Origin of the sequence: Streptomyces sp. NPDC059008 (assembly GCF_042749045.1) — a bacterium.
Taxonomy (GTDB): Bacteria; Actinomycetota; Actinomycetes; order Streptomycetales; family Streptomycetaceae; genus Streptomyces.
Genome location: NZ_JBHYJC010000016.1, coordinates 112,016 through 126,674, shown reverse-complemented (window position 1 = coordinate 126,674; position 14,659 = coordinate 112,016). Strand labels below are relative to the sequence as shown.

The 14,659-nt window shown below is 72.9% G+C and carries 14 protein-coding genes; 7 read left to right on the top strand and 7 right to left on the bottom strand.

The annotated features are described in order from the left end of the window. Positions 1 to 75: 75 nt before the first annotated feature. The gene (locus ACFWZH_RS20685) at positions 76 to 1,905 is read left to right on the top strand and encodes a CocE/NonD family hydrolase (RefSeq protein ID WP_384432886.1); all 1,830 of its coding nucleotides are present in this window, start codon (positions 76 to 78) and stop codon (positions 1,903 to 1,905) included. A gap of 13 nt (positions 1,906 to 1,918) precedes the next feature. On the opposite strand, the gene ACFWZH_RS20680 is transcribed toward ACFWZH_RS20685, so the two are convergent. Beyond that, on the bottom strand, positions 1,919 to 2,113 hold the full coding sequence (locus tag ACFWZH_RS20680) for a ferredoxin (RefSeq protein WP_384432997.1): 195 nt from the start codon (positions 2,111 to 2,113) through the stop codon (positions 1,919 to 1,921). 310 nt (positions 2,114 to 2,423) lie between these two features. On the opposite strand from ACFWZH_RS20680, the gene ACFWZH_RS20675 reads away from it, so the two are divergent. Continuing rightward, positions 2,424 to 2,993 carry a GNAT family N-acetyltransferase gene (locus ACFWZH_RS20675; RefSeq protein ID WP_384432883.1) on the top strand — a complete coding sequence of 190 codons (570 nt, stop codon included), beginning with the start codon at positions 2,424 to 2,426 and terminating at the stop codon, positions 2,991 to 2,993. 13 nt (positions 2,994 to 3,006) lie between these two features. Beyond that, positions 3,007 to 3,405 (top strand): glyoxalase superfamily protein, encoded by a 399-nt coding sequence (locus ACFWZH_RS20670; RefSeq protein ID WP_384432994.1) that lies wholly within the window; start codon positions 3,007 to 3,009, stop codon positions 3,403 to 3,405. Here ACFWZH_RS20670 and ACFWZH_RS20665 read toward each other — a convergent pair. After that, on the bottom strand, positions 3,386 to 3,724 hold the full coding sequence (locus ACFWZH_RS20665; protein ID WP_384432881.1) for a DUF6204 family protein: 339 nt from the start codon (positions 3,722 to 3,724) through the stop codon (positions 3,386 to 3,388). The two genes, ACFWZH_RS20670 and ACFWZH_RS20665, sit on opposite strands and share 20 nt — an antisense overlap. A gap of 118 nt (positions 3,725 to 3,842) precedes the next feature. Here ACFWZH_RS20665 and ACFWZH_RS20660 point away from each other — a divergent pair, with 118 nt between their 5' ends. Both ACFWZH_RS20660 and ACFWZH_RS20655 read left to right on the top strand, forming a co-directional pair. Beyond that, the gene (locus ACFWZH_RS20660) at positions 3,843 to 4,751 is read left to right on the top strand and encodes an arginase family protein (RefSeq protein ID WP_384432878.1); all 909 of its coding nucleotides are present in this window, start codon (positions 3,843 to 3,845) and stop codon (positions 4,749 to 4,751) included. A gap of 108 nt (positions 4,752 to 4,859) precedes the next feature. Continuing rightward, positions 4,860 to 6,926, top strand: a complete 2,067-nt coding sequence (locus tag ACFWZH_RS20655; RefSeq protein ID WP_384432875.1) for a DUF5107 domain-containing protein — start codon at positions 4,860 to 4,862, stop codon at positions 6,924 to 6,926. 17 nt (positions 6,927 to 6,943) lie between these two features. On the opposite strand, the gene ACFWZH_RS20650 is transcribed toward ACFWZH_RS20655, so the two are convergent. Further along, entirely contained in the window at positions 6,944 to 8,272 is a 1,329-nt protein-coding gene (locus ACFWZH_RS20650) for an aldehyde dehydrogenase family protein (protein ID WP_384432872.1), read from the bottom strand. 64 nt (positions 8,273 to 8,336) lie between these two features. Here ACFWZH_RS20650 and ACFWZH_RS20645 point away from each other — a divergent pair, with 64 nt between their 5' ends. Both ACFWZH_RS20645 and ACFWZH_RS20640 read left to right on the top strand, forming a co-directional pair. Next, a complete protein-coding gene (locus tag ACFWZH_RS20645; RefSeq protein WP_384432869.1) occupies positions 8,337 to 8,990 on the top strand; it encodes a TetR/AcrR family transcriptional regulator in 654 nt (217 codons plus the stop codon). 115 nt (positions 8,991 to 9,105) lie between these two features. Further along, complete coding sequence (locus ACFWZH_RS20640; RefSeq protein WP_384432866.1) at positions 9,106 to 10,029, top strand: NADP-dependent oxidoreductase; 924 nt, start codon at positions 9,106 to 9,108, stop codon at positions 10,027 to 10,029. 42 nt (positions 10,030 to 10,071) lie between these two features. Here the strand turns inward: ACFWZH_RS20640 and ACFWZH_RS20635 are convergent, their stop codons facing one another. From ACFWZH_RS20635 to ACFWZH_RS20620, 4 genes are all read right to left on the bottom strand, one after another. After that, the gene (locus tag ACFWZH_RS20635; RefSeq protein WP_384432863.1) at positions 10,072 to 10,440 is read right to left on the bottom strand and encodes a VOC family protein; all 369 of its coding nucleotides are present in this window, start codon (positions 10,438 to 10,440) and stop codon (positions 10,072 to 10,074) included. Between the two features lie 125 nt (positions 10,441 to 10,565). Further along, complete coding sequence (locus ACFWZH_RS20630) at positions 10,566 to 11,381, bottom strand: class I SAM-dependent methyltransferase (protein ID WP_384432861.1); 816 nt, start codon at positions 11,379 to 11,381, stop codon at positions 10,566 to 10,568. Between the two features lie 77 nt (positions 11,382 to 11,458). Continuing rightward, the gene (locus ACFWZH_RS20625) at positions 11,459 to 12,973 is read right to left on the bottom strand and encodes a bifunctional phosphatase PAP2/diacylglycerol kinase family protein (RefSeq protein ID WP_384432858.1); all 1,515 of its coding nucleotides are present in this window, start codon (positions 12,971 to 12,973) and stop codon (positions 11,459 to 11,461) included. Positions 12,974 to 12,992: 19 nt separating this feature from the next. Next, on the bottom strand, positions 12,993 to 14,633 hold the full coding sequence (locus tag ACFWZH_RS20620) for an IS200/IS605 family accessory protein TnpB-related protein (RefSeq protein WP_384432855.1): 1,641 nt from the start codon (positions 14,631 to 14,633) through the stop codon (positions 12,993 to 12,995). Positions 14,634 to 14,659 lie beyond the last annotated feature (26 nt).

Here is a 14,659-nt window from a genome sequence, read left to right as displayed (position 1 = left end):
TGACCGTTACTCGTGTCACAACATGAGCGCGCCGTTACCGACTGGTTGGTACGACGTGTCCTTGTGGAGGTCCTGGTGCCCAGCGAGTCCCGAGCACTCTCCCGCTCCCTGCTCCGCACATCCCTCGCCCTGCTGGCCGGCACCGCCCTCGCTGCGCCGCTCGTGCTGTCCGCCCCCGCGGCCGCGGTCGTCGCCGCGGACCCGTACACCGTCACCGAACTGAAGGTCACGGTCCGGGCCGGCGACCGCAGCTGCACCCTGGACGCCGATGTCTACCGCCCGGCCGGAGTCGACGCCGCACACCCCGCGCCCGCCGTGCTGACCACCAACGGCTTCGGCGGCAGCAAGGCGGACGGCGCGACCGACGCCATCGCCAGGGCGTTCGCCTCGCGCGGCTATGTGGCGCTGGCCTACTCCGGCCTCGGTTTCGGCAAGACCGGCTGCCCGATCTCGCTGGACGACCCGCGGGTCGACGGCCGAACGGCCAGCCGGCTGCTCGACCTGCTGGCCGGCAGCCGCAAGGCCGACGACGGGACCCGCGTCGACTACGTCACCAAGGACCGCAACAGCGATCCGCGGGTCGGCATGATCGGCGCGTCCTACGGCGGGGCGATCCAGATGGCCACCGCCGCCGTCGACCACCGCGTCGACGCCCTGGTCCCGCTCATCACCTGGAACGACCTCACCTACTCCCTCGACCCCAACAACGCCGGCCGCACCGAGGGCGTCAGCGGGCCGCTGCCCGGCGCCTACAAGTGGCAGTGGACCAACGGGTTCTTCCTCCTGGGGGAGTCGCAGGGGCTCCTCCACCCGAACCTGGACGGGTCGCGGACCGGCGGCGCGGGCTGTCTGCACTTCGTCGAGCGGGCCTGCGCCACCAAGCGGCTGCTGGACTCGGGGACGTACCCGGCCGAGCAGACCCAGGCCATGCTCGCCTACACGCGCAGCGTCTCACCGGTCTCGTACCTGAAGTCGGTCACGGCACCGACGCTGCTGATCCAGGGGCAGGCGGACACCCTGTTCAACCTCAACGAGGCCACCGCCTCCTACCGCACCCTGACCGCACAGGGCACCCCGGCCAAGATGATCTGGCAGTCGTGGGGCCACAGCGGCGGGATGCGGAAGCCGGCAGCCGGCGAACTCGACCTGGCCCAGGGCAACGTGGGCAGCAGCTACGTCGGGCGGCGGATCCTCGCCTGGTTCGACCGCTATCTGCACCACCACAAGAAGACCGACACCGGGCCGGCCTTCGCCTACTACCGGGACTGGGTGACCGACGGCCCCACCTACGCCGGCTTGTCGACCGTCCCGGCGGGCGACGGCCAGCGGCTGTACCTCTCCGGGGACGGCACGCTCGTCGACGACCGCGCCAAGGTGGTGCCCGGCAGCCGTACGTACCGGAATCTGCCGATGGCCACCAGCCATTCGGAGAGCTCGCTGTCCAGCATGCTGGGGCTGCCGGACCCGCCGCCGTCCGACGCCGCGGGCACCCATCTGGCCTGGACGTCCCAGCCGGTGGTGGGCCGTCCGGTGGACGTGGTGGGCGCGCCCAGGGTGACGCTCAAGGTGGACTCGCCGGCAGCCGAGCAGGCCCAGAACTCCCCGGACGCGGCCGACCGGCTGGTGCTCTTCGCCAAGCTCTACGACATCGCGCCGGACGGCACGAAGACCCTGGTGCACCGGTTGGTGGCCCCGGCGCGGGTGTCCGATGTGACCCGGAGCTTCTCCGTCGAGCTGCCGGGGATCGTGCACCGCTACGAGCCGGGGCACCGGCTCGGCTTCGTCATCGCCGCGAGCGACGACGCCTACACGGGCAATCGGGGGGTGAAGCCGGTGACCGTCACCAGCACGCCCGAGGACACCGGTGTCCTCGAACTCCCCGTCACCCGAGGGGGGCTGCGGTAGCGGACGGAGCGGCTCAGTCGTCCGAGATCGTGATGGCCTGCACGGGGCAGGCGCGGGCGCCCTCGCGCGCCAGCGGGTCGCCCGCGCCGTCCTCGCGGCCGGGCTGCACCGTGCCGTATCCACCGTCGTCCTGGGTGAACACTTCCGGAGCGGTCAGCGCGCACTGACCGGAGCCGATACAGACTTCGCTGTCGATGGTGATCCGCATCCCGGACCCCTTTCCTTCCGTCTCCCGGCCTGGCTGATACCAGGTCAGCGGCAGTTCGATGAGGCCTTGCACAGTATCGCCACCGGGCCTGCGGGGGACCTCGTCGGCCGGTACGGCGAGTCGCTCGGCCCTCAGCAGGACCATGGCCGGCGCGGCCGCGTACCCCTCCAGATCCACCCGGGCGGCCGCCGCCTCTTCGGTGGTACGGCCCGCAGGAGCGCCGGGGTCGGTCTCGGCCTCGACCTCGCTGATCACGGCCTCCGTGCCGAGCTCCTCCCAGCGACTGACACCGGGCGCGTACGATCTGCCGATGACGATCAGCGACCCCTACCTGGCACGAGGTCCGCGGGTGGGCATCCGGCACTTCACCGCCGCGGACCGGGAGGAGTTCACCGCCGCCGCACGCCGAAGCGCCCGGATACACCACCCGTGGCTCTTCCCGCCGGCCACCGACGCCGCCTACGACGCCTATCTGCGAAGGCTCCAGGAGCCGTCCCGCGAGGGCCTGTTGATCTGCGAGCTCGCCGACGGCCGGATCGCGGGCTATGTCACGATCAACAACATCGTGCACGGAGCGTTCCGTTGCGGTGCGCTCGGCTACGGCGCCTTCGATCACGCGGCGGGTCGCGGACTGATGGGCGAGGGCCTGGGGCTCGTGCTCCACCACGCCTTCGGACAACTGGGCCTGCACCGCCTGGAGGTCAACGTCCAGCCCGCCAACGAACGCTCGATCGCCCTGGTCAAACGGGCCGGCTTCCGTCTGGAGGGCTTCTCCCCGGACTTCCTGTTCATCGACGGCGCCTGGCGTGACCACGAGCGCTGGGCGATCACCTGCGAGATGCTGCCCGATGCCGAGCAGGCGCCCGGCGAGCAGGTGTGATTCCGTGTCCGGTATGGACATCGTCTTCCGCCGCACCGTGCCGGTCTTCCGCATCTTCGACGTGGCCAAGGCCCACGAGTTCTACGTCGACTACCTCGGCTGCACCGTCGACTGGGAGCACCGCTTCGCGCCCGGCACGCCGCTGTACACGCAGGTATCCCGCGGCGGCCTGGTGCTGCACCTGTCCGAGCACCACGGTGACGCGACGCCCGGTTCGACCGTCTACACCGAGCTGAGCGGAGTCCGCGCGCTGCACGCCGAGCTGGCGGGCAAGGACTATCCGTATCTGCGTCCCGGACTGGAGCACGACGAGATCGGCACCTGCCTGACCCTGACCGACCCCTTCGGCAACCGGCTGCGGTTCAACGAGCCGGGCCCGGACGACGCCGGCCCTACCGGCCCTTGCGATTGACCTTCATGGTGTCCATGTCGGTGGCCGTGGACCGCAGTTCGCGAAAGCCCAGGCCGGCAGCGCGCAGCGCGGTCTCGGCCCGGTCCTCGGCGAGCGCGGCCGCCATCTCCTCGCCGTCCGCCGCGTCGGAGACGATGACGTAGCGGTAGGTGAAGGAGGTCAGGGTGGCGTCGTAGGCCAGCGAGCCCTCGGGGGTGAACCGGAGCTGCGCGAGACCGTGGTCGGCCACCTCCGCGAGCAGCTTGGCCCGGGCCCCGTCCGTCAGACCGTCCCACCTGCCGCGGACGATCACTCGGTAGGTGTGCTGGGTGGTGCTCATCGGTGTCCTCTTCCGTTCGCCGGTGCGGCTGTTGGTGACCGGGTCGGACCGACAGGGTATTTCGGCTGATCTTTCGGGTGCGCTCCATTTTCCCGGGACTCTGTGTGACGATTTCCGCATGCGCCGCACCGTAGTGATCGATGCCCCCTCCAACCTGGGACTGCGTCCGCCCGCGCCCGGAACCGTCCCCGGCTGCCACAAGCTCGCCGGCGCACTGCGCGAACAGGGGCTGCTGCGCCGGCTCGGGGCGCTGGAGGGCGGCGTGGTGGTGCCGCCGCGGTACGACCTGGGGGACTGGCGGGAGGGCGAGGACGGGGACTTCAACGCAGCCGCCATCGCCGCGTACACCGTCAAGCTGGCCGCGCGGGTCGAGGGGCACGTACGCGGTGGGGACTTCCCGGTGGTGCTCGGTGGGGACTGCAGCATCCTGCTCGGGGCGGTGCTCGGGCTGCGGCGGCTGGGCCGGTACGGCGTGGCCTATCTGGACGGGCACGGCGACTTCCGGCATCCGGGGAACGTGGCGCTGTCCGGACCGCTGGGGGCCGCGGCCGGGGAGGGCGTCGCGCAGATCACCGGGCGGGGGCAGGCGGATCTCACCGACATCGACGGGCTGCGGCCGTATGTGCGGGACGAGGACGTGAGCCTGCTGGGCATCCGGGACGCGGACGAGGACCAGGAGGAGCTGGCGGGGCTGGGCATCAGCCATACCCCGGTCGGCGAGATCCGACGGCGCGGCGCGGCAGCGGTGGCGCGCGAGGCCCTCGCCCACCTCCAGAAGCCGCCGCTCGACGGCTTCTGGATCCATCTCGACGCCGATGTCCTCGACCCGTCCGTCATGCCCGCCGTCGACAGCCCCGATCCGGGCGGTCTGTTGACCGGCGAACTCGCCGAACTGCTGGGCCCGTTGGCGGCGTCGCCGCGCTGCGCCGGCATCAACGTCACCATCTACGACCCGGACCGCGATCCCGAGGGGACCGGCGCCGCCCTGCTCACCGGGCTCCTTGAGGGGGTCTTTGCGCAACCCTGACCTCGGCCGGCCGCAAGAAGGCCTGTTCAGACCGGCGATCGCGAGGTTCCATGGGCAATCGGAGGCCGCCGCAGCCGAGGCGGCCCGGTCCAGCATTGCGAGGCAGCCGTGGCCACGACTGTGCGACGCACCACCCTGACCCTTCCCGCCGCCCCCCTCGGTCCGGACAACCCCCTCCCGGCGCTCAACGGCGGCCAGGACCCGCACCGCGTCGAGATCCCCCGGGGCACCCGACTGCCCGCCGACATGGCCCGTCAGATCGGCTGTCAGCCGCTGCGCTCGATCCTGCCGACCGCCATGCGCGACGGATACGGCCGTACCCGTCGCCGCACCGACCTCGACGCGCTGGTCGTCGAGAACGACCGGCTGCGCGTCACCGTCCTGCCCGGCCTCGGCGGGCGGGTGCACTCCCTGCACCACAAGCCCACCGACCGCGAACTGCTCTACCGCAACCCGGTGTTGCAGCCCGCCGCCTTCGCGCTCAACGGTGCCTGGTTCTCCGGTGGCATCGAATGGAACATCGGCGCCACCGGCCACACCACCCTCTCCTGCGCCCCGCTGCACGCCGCCCGCGTCCCGGCGCCGGACGGCGGGGAGATGCTGCGCCTGTGGGAGTGGGAGCGGCTGCGCGATCTGCCCTTCCAGGTGGACCTGTGGCTCCCGGAGGGCTCCGACTTCCTGTACGTGGGCGTGCGGATCCGCAATCCGCACCACCACACCGTCCCGGTCTACTGGTGGTCCAACATCGCGGTCCCCGAGGCGGCGGGCAGCCGGGTACTGGCGCCCGCCGACGAGGCCTGGCAATTCGGCTACGAGCGGGTGCTGCGCCGGGTGCCGGTCCCCGAATCCGGCGGCGTGGACCGGACCTACCCGCTGCGCAGCGAGTCTCCGGCGGACTACTTCTACGAGGTGCCCGACGGCGCCCGCCGCTGGGTCACCGCGCTCGACGAGGACGGCCGCGGGCTGGTGCAGACCTCCACGGACGCGTTGCGCGGCCGCAAGCTCTTCCTGTGGGGTGCCGGGCGGGCCGGGCGCCGCTGGCAGCGGTGGCTCACCGAGCCGGGCACCGGCGGCTACGCGGAGATCCAGGCCGGGCTGGCCCGCACCCAGCTGGAGCAGCTACCGCTCGACGGGGGCGGGGAGTTCACCTGGCTGGAGGCCTACGGGCCGCTGGCCGCCGATCCCTCGGCGGTGCACGGCGCCGACTGGGCGGCGGCCCGCGGCGAGGTCGCCGCCCGGCTGGAGGAGGCCCTGCCGCGCGCCGACGTCGACGCCGCCCACGCCGCGTGGCTGCCGTACGCGGACCGGGACCCCAAGGAGTCGCTGGCCACCGGGTCGGGCTGGGGCGCGCTGGAGGTCGCGCGGGCCGGCCTCGACCTGCCCGGTACGCCGTTCGACGCGGCCACCCTCGGCCCGGAGCAGGAGCCGTGGCTGACGCTGCTGCGGAGCGGTGACCTGCCGGCCGCCGGGCCGGTGCCCGGACCGGCGCTGACCGCACCGGCCTGGCGCGATCTGCTGGAGTCCGCACCGCCGGGGCCGGCCACCGACTACCACCTGGGCCTCGCCCAGTGGCAGGCCGGCGACCGCGCTCAGGCCGTCCGCAGCTGGGAGCGCGCGACCGGGTGCGGCGGTGGGGCGCTGCCGGTGTACTGCCTGGCCGTCGCGGAGCTGGCGGCGGGCGAGCCGGCCCGCGCTGCCGACCGGTTCGCCGAGGCCTGCGCCGCGGCGGCACAGGCGGCCGCGGCGAACGGCCCCCAGGCGCGCGCCTGGCGTGCGGTGCGCACCGCGCTCGTCCGGGAGGCGGTGCCGGCACTGCTCGCGGCGGGCCGCGTCGAGGAGGCCGCCGGGCTGCTGTCCGGGCTGCCGCCGGCCGAACTGGCCGACGGCCGCTTCCGGTTGCTGACCGCCCGGGTGGCGCTCGCCCAGGGACGGCCGGCCGCGGCCCGCGAGGTCTTCGACGCCGGCTTCGAGATCGCCGATCTACGGGAGGGCGACGAGACGCTGAGCGACACCTGGTACGCCGTCGCCGAGCAGCTGATCGCGGCCGGCGGGCCGGTCACCGAGGAGGTCCGCGCCACGGCCCGGTCCGTTCATCCGCTCCCGGAGCGGTACGAGTACCGGATGCGGCCGGTGTCGGCGCCGGGTGGGGCCGAGGCGGATCCCGCCGGGGGCTGATCGTCGCACCGCTCCCGTCACCCCAGCGGCTTGTCCAGCACCGCCTTGGTGTGGCTGAAGGTGTCGAGTGAGTACTCGCCGTGGTAGCGCCCCATGCCGCTCTCGCCGACCCCGCCGAACGGCAGGTCGGGCGCGGTGAGATGGGCGACCGGCAGGCCGAAGGTGAGCGCGCCCGAGGAGGTCTCGGTCAGCAGCCGGTTCTTGGTGTCGTCGGAGTCGGTGAAGGCGTACAGCGCCAGCGGCTTGTCGCGGTCGTTGATGAAGGCGATCGCCGCGTCCAGGTCGGGCACCGGCACGATCGGCAGGACCGGGCCGAAGATCTCCTCCTGCATGACGGGGGCGTCGGAGGAGACCTCGGCGAGGACGGTGGGCGCCAGATAGCGGGTGGCGCGGTCGTGGCTGCCGCCGACGACCGTGCGGCCGCTGTCGAGCAGCGCGGTGAGCCGGTCGAAGTGGCGTTCGTTGACGATCCGCCCGTACTCGGGCGCGGTGGCCGGGTCGGTCCCGTATGCCTCGCGTACCGCCTCGGCGAGGTGCGGTTCGACGGCCCGGGCGGTCTCGCCGATCGCCAGGACGTAGTCGGGGGCGACACAGGTCTGGCCGGCGTTGAGGAACTTGCCGGCCACCAGCCGCCGGGCGGCGGCGGCCAGGTCCGTGCCGGCGTCCAGGACGACCGGGCTCTTGCCGCCCAGCTCCAGCGTGACGGGCGTCAGATGCCGGGCGGCGGCGGCCATCACGATCCGGCCGACGGCTCCGTTGCCGGTGTAGAAGATGTGGTCGAAGCGCTGGGCCAGCAGGGCGGTGGTCTCCGGTACCGCGCCCTCGACGACGGTCACCGCTTCGGCGTCCAGATAGCGCGGCAGCAGCCGGGCGATCGCGGCGGAGGTCGCGGGGGCGAGTTCGCTGGGCTTGACGACGACGCAGTTGCCCGCGGCCAGCGCGCCGACGAGCGGGGCGAGCGCCAGCTGCAGCGGATAGTTCCAGGGGGCGATCACCAGCACGACGCCGAGCGGCTCGCGGACGACCCGCGCGGTCGCCGGGAGCAGCCGCTCGGGCAGTTCCGCCGGGCGGGGCGCCAGCCAGTCGTCGAGCCGGTCGAGGGTGTGGTCGATCTCGTTGACCGTGAAGCCGATCTCGGTGCGGTAGGCCTCCTCGGGGCCCTTGCCGAGGTCGGTGGCGAGCGCGGCGAGCAGGTCGTCGCGGTGGTCGGTGAGCAGCGTGCGCAGCGCCGTCAGCTGTCCGCGCCGCCAGTCCGGGGAGGCCGTACGACGGGTGGCGAAGGTGGCGCGGAGCCGGTCGACGACGGCGGCGGCGTCCAGGTCGGGGGTGGAGGCGTGGGATGTCATGGCGCCGAGGCTACACGAAACGAAAACTTTTCGTTTCGCAATTGGAGGTCGGTAGACTCCCGGTGTGGGCGAACGTACCGAGAGCAACCAGACCGCAGCCGGGCCGACGCGCGGCCGGGGGCGCCCGCGGGACGCCGGACGCGACCGGGCCCTGCTGGAGGCCACCGTCCAGGTCCTCCAGGAGAGCGGCTACGGCGGGCTGACCACGGCAGCGGTCGCCAAGCGGGCCGGTGTCTCCACCGCGACCCTCTACCGCCGCTGGCGCTCCAAGGAGGACCTGGTCGTGGGCACCGCCGTCCGCTGGGCCAGCGACCTCGGCCCGCAGCCGGACACCGGCGGCCTCGAAGGCGACCTGGCCGCGCTGCTGCGGGACAAGGCCGAGACGCTGGAGGGCCCCGGCGGCCGGCTGCTGCACGTCCTGATCGGCGAGTCCGCGCACAACGAGGCGCTGGCCCGGGTGCTGGACACCGCGATCATCCAGCCGGTCCGCGACCGGGCCGCCACGGTGGTGCGCCGCGCGGTCGCCCGAGGGGACATCCCGCCGCTGCGGGACGCCCATGTGCTCGCCGATCTGGTGGTGGGCTCGATGGTCAGCCGCCTGTTCCTGACGCCCGACGCGGCGCACGGCCCCGCCACGGACGGTCCCTCCTCCGGTGAGGCGGCGATCCGCGAGCTGCTGCCGTTCCTGCTGCGCTCGCTGGGGGCGCAGCCCGGCTGACCCGGCCGTGACCCATCGGACACGTCCCAAGGCCCGGCGCCGCGCTCCTACGCCGATCCGGTGATCGTCGGCACGCGTCGGAATGTTCCCCGTCCGTCCCGCGTTGGGTCGGACCATGAAGGCAATCAGCACCAACAGCTACGGCGGCCCCGAAGTCCTCGCCTACTCCGACCTGCCCGACCCGAAGGTGGCTCCGGACTCGGTCCTGATCCGGGTCAGGGCGGCCGGGGTCAACCCCGTGGACTGGAAGATCGTCGCCGGCTATCTGGACCCGATCATGAACAGCCACTTCCCGCTCATTCCCGGCTGGGACGTGGCGGGGGTCGTCGAGGCGGTCGGCGCCGACGCGACCGAGTACGCGGTCGGTGACGAGGTCATCGGCTATGTCCGCAAGGACGAGGTCCAGCACGGCACGTTCGCCGAGCTGGTCGCCGCGCCGGTCCGCACCCTGGCGCCCAAGCCCGCCGCGCTCGACTGGCGGCAGGCCGCCGGGCTGCCGCTCGCCGGACTGACGGCCTATCAGTCGATCAAGCGGGTCGGCACGAAGGCCGGCGAGACCGCCCTGGTGCATGCGGCCGCCGGCGGCGTCGGGTCGCTCGCCGTGCAGATCCTGGTCGCCCAGGGCACCCGCGTCATCGGCACGGCGAGCGAGTCCAACCACGACTTCCTGCGGTCCCTGGGCGCCGAGCCGGTCACCTACGGCGACGGACTCGCCGACCGGGTGCGTGCGCTGGCACCCGAAGGCGTCGACGTGGCCCTGGACTTCGTCGGCGGCGGTGTTGTGGACGTCTCGCAGGAGCTGCTCAAGGACCGCGGCCGGGTGGTGTCCGTCGCCGACGGCGAGGTCACGGCGAAGGGCGGCCACATGGTGTGGGTGCGCCCGAACGCCGACGATCTGGCCGCGCTCGGCGCGCTCGCGGACTCCGGGAAGCTGACCGTTCCGGTCGACGCGGTCTTCCCGCTGTCCGAGGCCGCCGAGGCGTTCCGGCGGAGCATGGCCGGCCGGTCCCGCGGCAAGATCGTGCTCGAGGTGTCCTGACGGCCGGTCGGCGGCGACGGCCCGGGGCGGTGCGGAGGTCGCTCAGGCCTCCGCGCCCTGCTCTCCGCCCTGGCGGTCGACGTACTCGAAGATCGAACCGTCCGGGTGGCGGGCCACGAGATTACGGCCGATGGGGGTCGGCAGCGGGCCGGCGATGATGTCCGCGCCGACCGCCGTCAGATCCGCCAGCGCCTCGTCCACGTCCTTGACGGCGAGGGTCGCGGTGATCTTCCGCAGCACCGACAACTCCGCCTCGGGCCCGCTCATCAGGAAGAAGCACCCGACGGCCGCGACCGCCACCGCGCCGCGCTGGAAGCGGATCGCCTCGGCGCCCGTCAGCCGTTCGTAGACGTCGATCGCGGCATTGAGATCACCGACGCACACCCGCAATGAGGTCCCCAGAATGTCCATACGGGCAACCCTAGTTGGGCGGCCCGCCGGTACGCGATCACTTGGCCCGCATCCGTCCGCTCTTCGCCGCGGACCCGGCCGTGCCCCGTCGGGCGACCCCGAAGAGCCGTGTGGTGCAGGCCCGTTCAGACGCGGCACACGATCTCGCCGTGCAGGACGGCGAACCAGCCGTCCTCCTCGGCGCCCCAGGCCCGCCAGGCCGCCGCGATCCGCCGCAGTTCCTCCTCGGTGGCGTGCCCGCCCTCCACCGCGATCCGCGCGAACGCGGAGCCGACCGTGCGGTCCGCCCACAGCTCGCTCCACCAGGACCGCTCGTCCGGGGTCCGGTAGCACCACGTGCCGGCGGTCGCGGTGACGGCGTCCGGCGCGAAACCCGCCTGCCGGGCCCAGGCGTGCAGCCGGCGTCCGGCGTCCGGCTCGCCCCCGTTACCGCGAGCCACCCGCAGATACAGCCGCTGCCAGTCGGCCATCCCCGCGACCTCGGGGTACCACGTCATGGCCGAGTAGTCCGCGTCGCGTACGGCGACGATCCCGCCGGGCCTGGTGACCCGGCGCATCTCGCGCAGCGCCTGGACGGGGTCGCCCACGTGCTGCAGTACCTGTTGGGCGTGCACCACGCAGAAGGTGTCGTCCGGGTAGTCCAGTGCGTGGACGTCGCCGACCTCGAAGCGGACGTTCGTCAGGCCGCGTCCGGCGGCGGTGTCGCGCGCCTGCGCCAGCACCTCCGGCGCCCGCTCCAGCCCGGTGACCCGCCCCTGCGGCACCAGCGCCGCCAGATCGGCGGTGATGGTGCCCGGGCCGCAGCCGACGTCCAGTACCTGCATATGCGGCTTCAGCGAACCCAGCAGGTATCCGGCCGAGTTGGCGGCGGTGCGCCAGGTGTGGGAGCGCAGTACGGACTCGTGGTGGCCGTGGGTGTAGACGGCGGACTCCTGCGGCATGGCCGACTCTCCTTCGCGTGCTCCGGCGGTGGTGTTCACCGTACGCGCGTATCTCGCATCATGAGAGTGGCGTCTTGCTATGCGGGCAACGAGGGGTGGACGGCGGTCGGCCGGTCGGGCAGCAGTCGATAGACCGTCAGCGCCTCACGCTCCTTCTCCAACAGCAACTCGCCCTCCCCGGACGTCACTTCACCGTCGAACGCGACGGTCGCGCCCTGCGGCAGCCCGGAGAGCCGCAGCCGCGACAACCGCGCCTCGCCGAGCACCGGCGTGCTGCGCGGGGAGCCGGTCAGGGCGGCGACCAGCAGCCGGGTGCGGGCCAGCCGTCCGCCGTGCACCACCCGCACGTCGAGCACCCCGTCCGCCAGGTCGTGCCGGCGCACCGGCGACACCCCCAGCCCCCGGTACTGGCAGTTGCCCGCGAACACCATCCACACGGCGCGCCGCTCGCCGTTGATCCGCAGGGTCAGCGGCTCGGCGGTGCGCAGCACCTCCCACGCCGCGAGAACCCCGGCCGGCCAGGCACCGATCCGGCCGGCCCACCGCTCCCGGATCCGCACCAGCTCCGGATACACGCCGACCGAGAAGGTGTTGAGGAAGTACCGCGCCTCCCGATGCGGACCGGCCCCGAACCGCGCCAGGTCCACCGCGACGGCCTCCCCGCTCTCCACGGCGCGCGCCGCCGCCGCATGGGTCTCGATCCCCAGGTCGTACGCGAAGTGGTTCAGGCTTCCGCCGGGCAGCACCGCCAGCGGCAGCCCGTACCGCACCGCCACCGCCGCCGCGGCGTTGACGCTGCCGTCCCCGCCGAGCACCCCCAGCGCGCCGCCGAGTTCCCGGGCCCGCTCCGCGGCCTCGGTGAGCGCCTCGTCCATCGGCAGCCCGCCCGGCCCGCCGCACACCGTCACCTCGGCGTGCGGCAGTACCCCGTGCACCTCCTCGATCCGGTTCGGGAGGGGGCCGGTGCGCTGTCCCGAGCCCTGGTTCGCCACCACGACCAGGCCGCGCCCGCCGGGCAGCGCGGGCGCTTCGGCCCGCGGCCGCGCGGGCGGCGCCAGCTGGGCGCGGGTCGGCGCGATGCCCCGCACCGCGAACGCCGCACCCGCCCCCAGCGCGGCCCCCGCCAGCACATCACCCGGATAGTGCACGCCCGTATAGACGCGGGAGAACGCCACCGAAGCGGCGAGCGGCGCCAGCGCCAGACCCCACCACTTGTTCTCGAACGCGACGCCGGACGCGAAGGCCACCGCCGAGGCCGCGTGCCCGGACGGGAAGGAGGAGGTGAAGGGCTGACGGGTCAGCTGCCGTATCACCGGCACCGGGTCCAGCAGCGGGCGCCGGCGCCGTACGGAGCGCTTGCCGAGCGTGTTCACCGTCGCCGACGCCACGGCCAGCGAGGCCACACCGCGCAGCGCGGCACGGCGGGCCGGCCGCCCGCCCAGCGCGGCCGCGCCGGCCGCGAGGCCGAACCACAGCAGTCCGTGGTTGGCGCTGCGGGTCAGCCGGGGCAGCACCTGCTGGGCCCCCGGCCACTCGCGGGCCGCGATGAGATCGAAGGTCCGACGGTCGAGACGGGTCAGTAGCGATCGCATGGGCCTCCTTGTACCGTGCCTAATCAGTGAGCAGGAGTGGGTCTTGGACCCGAACCTGCGCATCTGGTGCATCCCGAACGGTTGTGGATGCACTGGTTGCCCGCGTTCGCTCCGCATCCGGCGACACGGATCGTGTCCGTGGTCCGGGGATGCGGGGGCGGGTTTCCTCACGCCCTCGGATGACGTCTCCGGCCTGGGCGGTCCGATGCCCACGACGATCGCTCTGGTCGTCGTGGGGCGGTGCCGTCCGTCGCCTGAGGCGGTGCCCGAGGGCGCGTCGTCCGATCGTGACGCTCGCGGCGTCGTGTCGGGTGGTCTTGCGGTTCTTGCTGGTGAGGGGCTTTTGCCAGTGCTCGGCTCCCCACTTACTGGTGTATGCGGGATCGACAGCGATCACGGTGATGCCGAGTTCGGCGGCCATGCTGACGAGCCGTGCCCGGAGCTTGGCAACGGGCATGCCGGAGATCAGTTGGCGGAACCTCTTGCGGCGGCCGTGCTTCTCACGGGTCTTCTCGGCGGTGAAGTCGAGGTCTTCGATCGCGAGGGACAGGCCGCGCCGGTGGGCCCAGTGGAGCAGCCGGGTGAGGGCGTGCCGAAGCTGGCCATCCCGGTATCCGGCGGGGCCGTGGAGATCGTAGAAGAACCTGCGGGGCTCGCCGCACGGGTTGCCGTGCTCATCGAGTCGCCAGGCGGCAAGGTGGTCGGCGTTGGTGTCCACGCCGATCAGGCCGCCGGTGCGCGCCTGGGCGATGGGGACGGTCTTGGCCGGCGGGATCGTCCACGACGCCGTGAGGTACCAGCGGTTCCGCTGCACGTCCAGGTGGATGCGGTAGGCAACCGCCCGGTTTGCCGATACGCGGTCGGCCCACTCATCGCCCCGATGGCGGAAGGTCGCTTTCGCGGCCAGTACGTACCTGCCATGCCTGGTGTTCGCCAGGTGGGCGAGGGGAGCGGGCAGCTTGACGCTGACTTCGCCGTCCGCCGTCACGCGGATCGTCTCGTTCCCAAAGCGCTTGCCGGACTCGCCGTCAGCAGCGAGGAACCAGCGTTCGGCCTCCCAGCGATCCCGCCACTGTTCGCGGGTGAGCTGGGCGGATTCCATGTTGTGACGGTTGCGAGCCAGCTTCTTGCCGCCCCGCACGACGCGAACCCGGCCCTGCTCGCGGTCGGCACGCTCGGCGGCCAGCCGATCCTCCAGCACGTGCAGTCGCCGGGCCTTGGCGAACCACTCCTGCCGCGACCGGTAACCGCCTGGCACACGCTTGGTGCCCTTCTCACCGACCCGTTGGGACAGGCGATGCGCGATCGTCTTGACGCCCGCCTCAAGCCCTTGGATGTGGGCGAGCTGGGCACGCCGTGAGAGCGCCCACTGGTCGTGCGACGCCTTCGTGATCGACCCGGCCCAGCGCGACGACGACTCCTTGGTCAGGGCACGCTTCCTCTCCGCCCACCTGTCCGTGGAATTCTCCAGGCCGTCAGCGCACCTGCGCTTGAGGTCCCTCGAGGCGAGGGAGCCGAGGTGCGCGCCAACGGCCCGCAACACCTTGCCGTCCCCGGACGTGAGGTGCTTGAGGCTGGTACGGGTCGCGACACCGGACGCGCCGAGCGCAACGAACGGCGGATCGATCTGGCGCAGCGGCTTCTTCTTCTGGTCAGCCATGCTCGGCCGCCTCAAGGTTCTTGAGG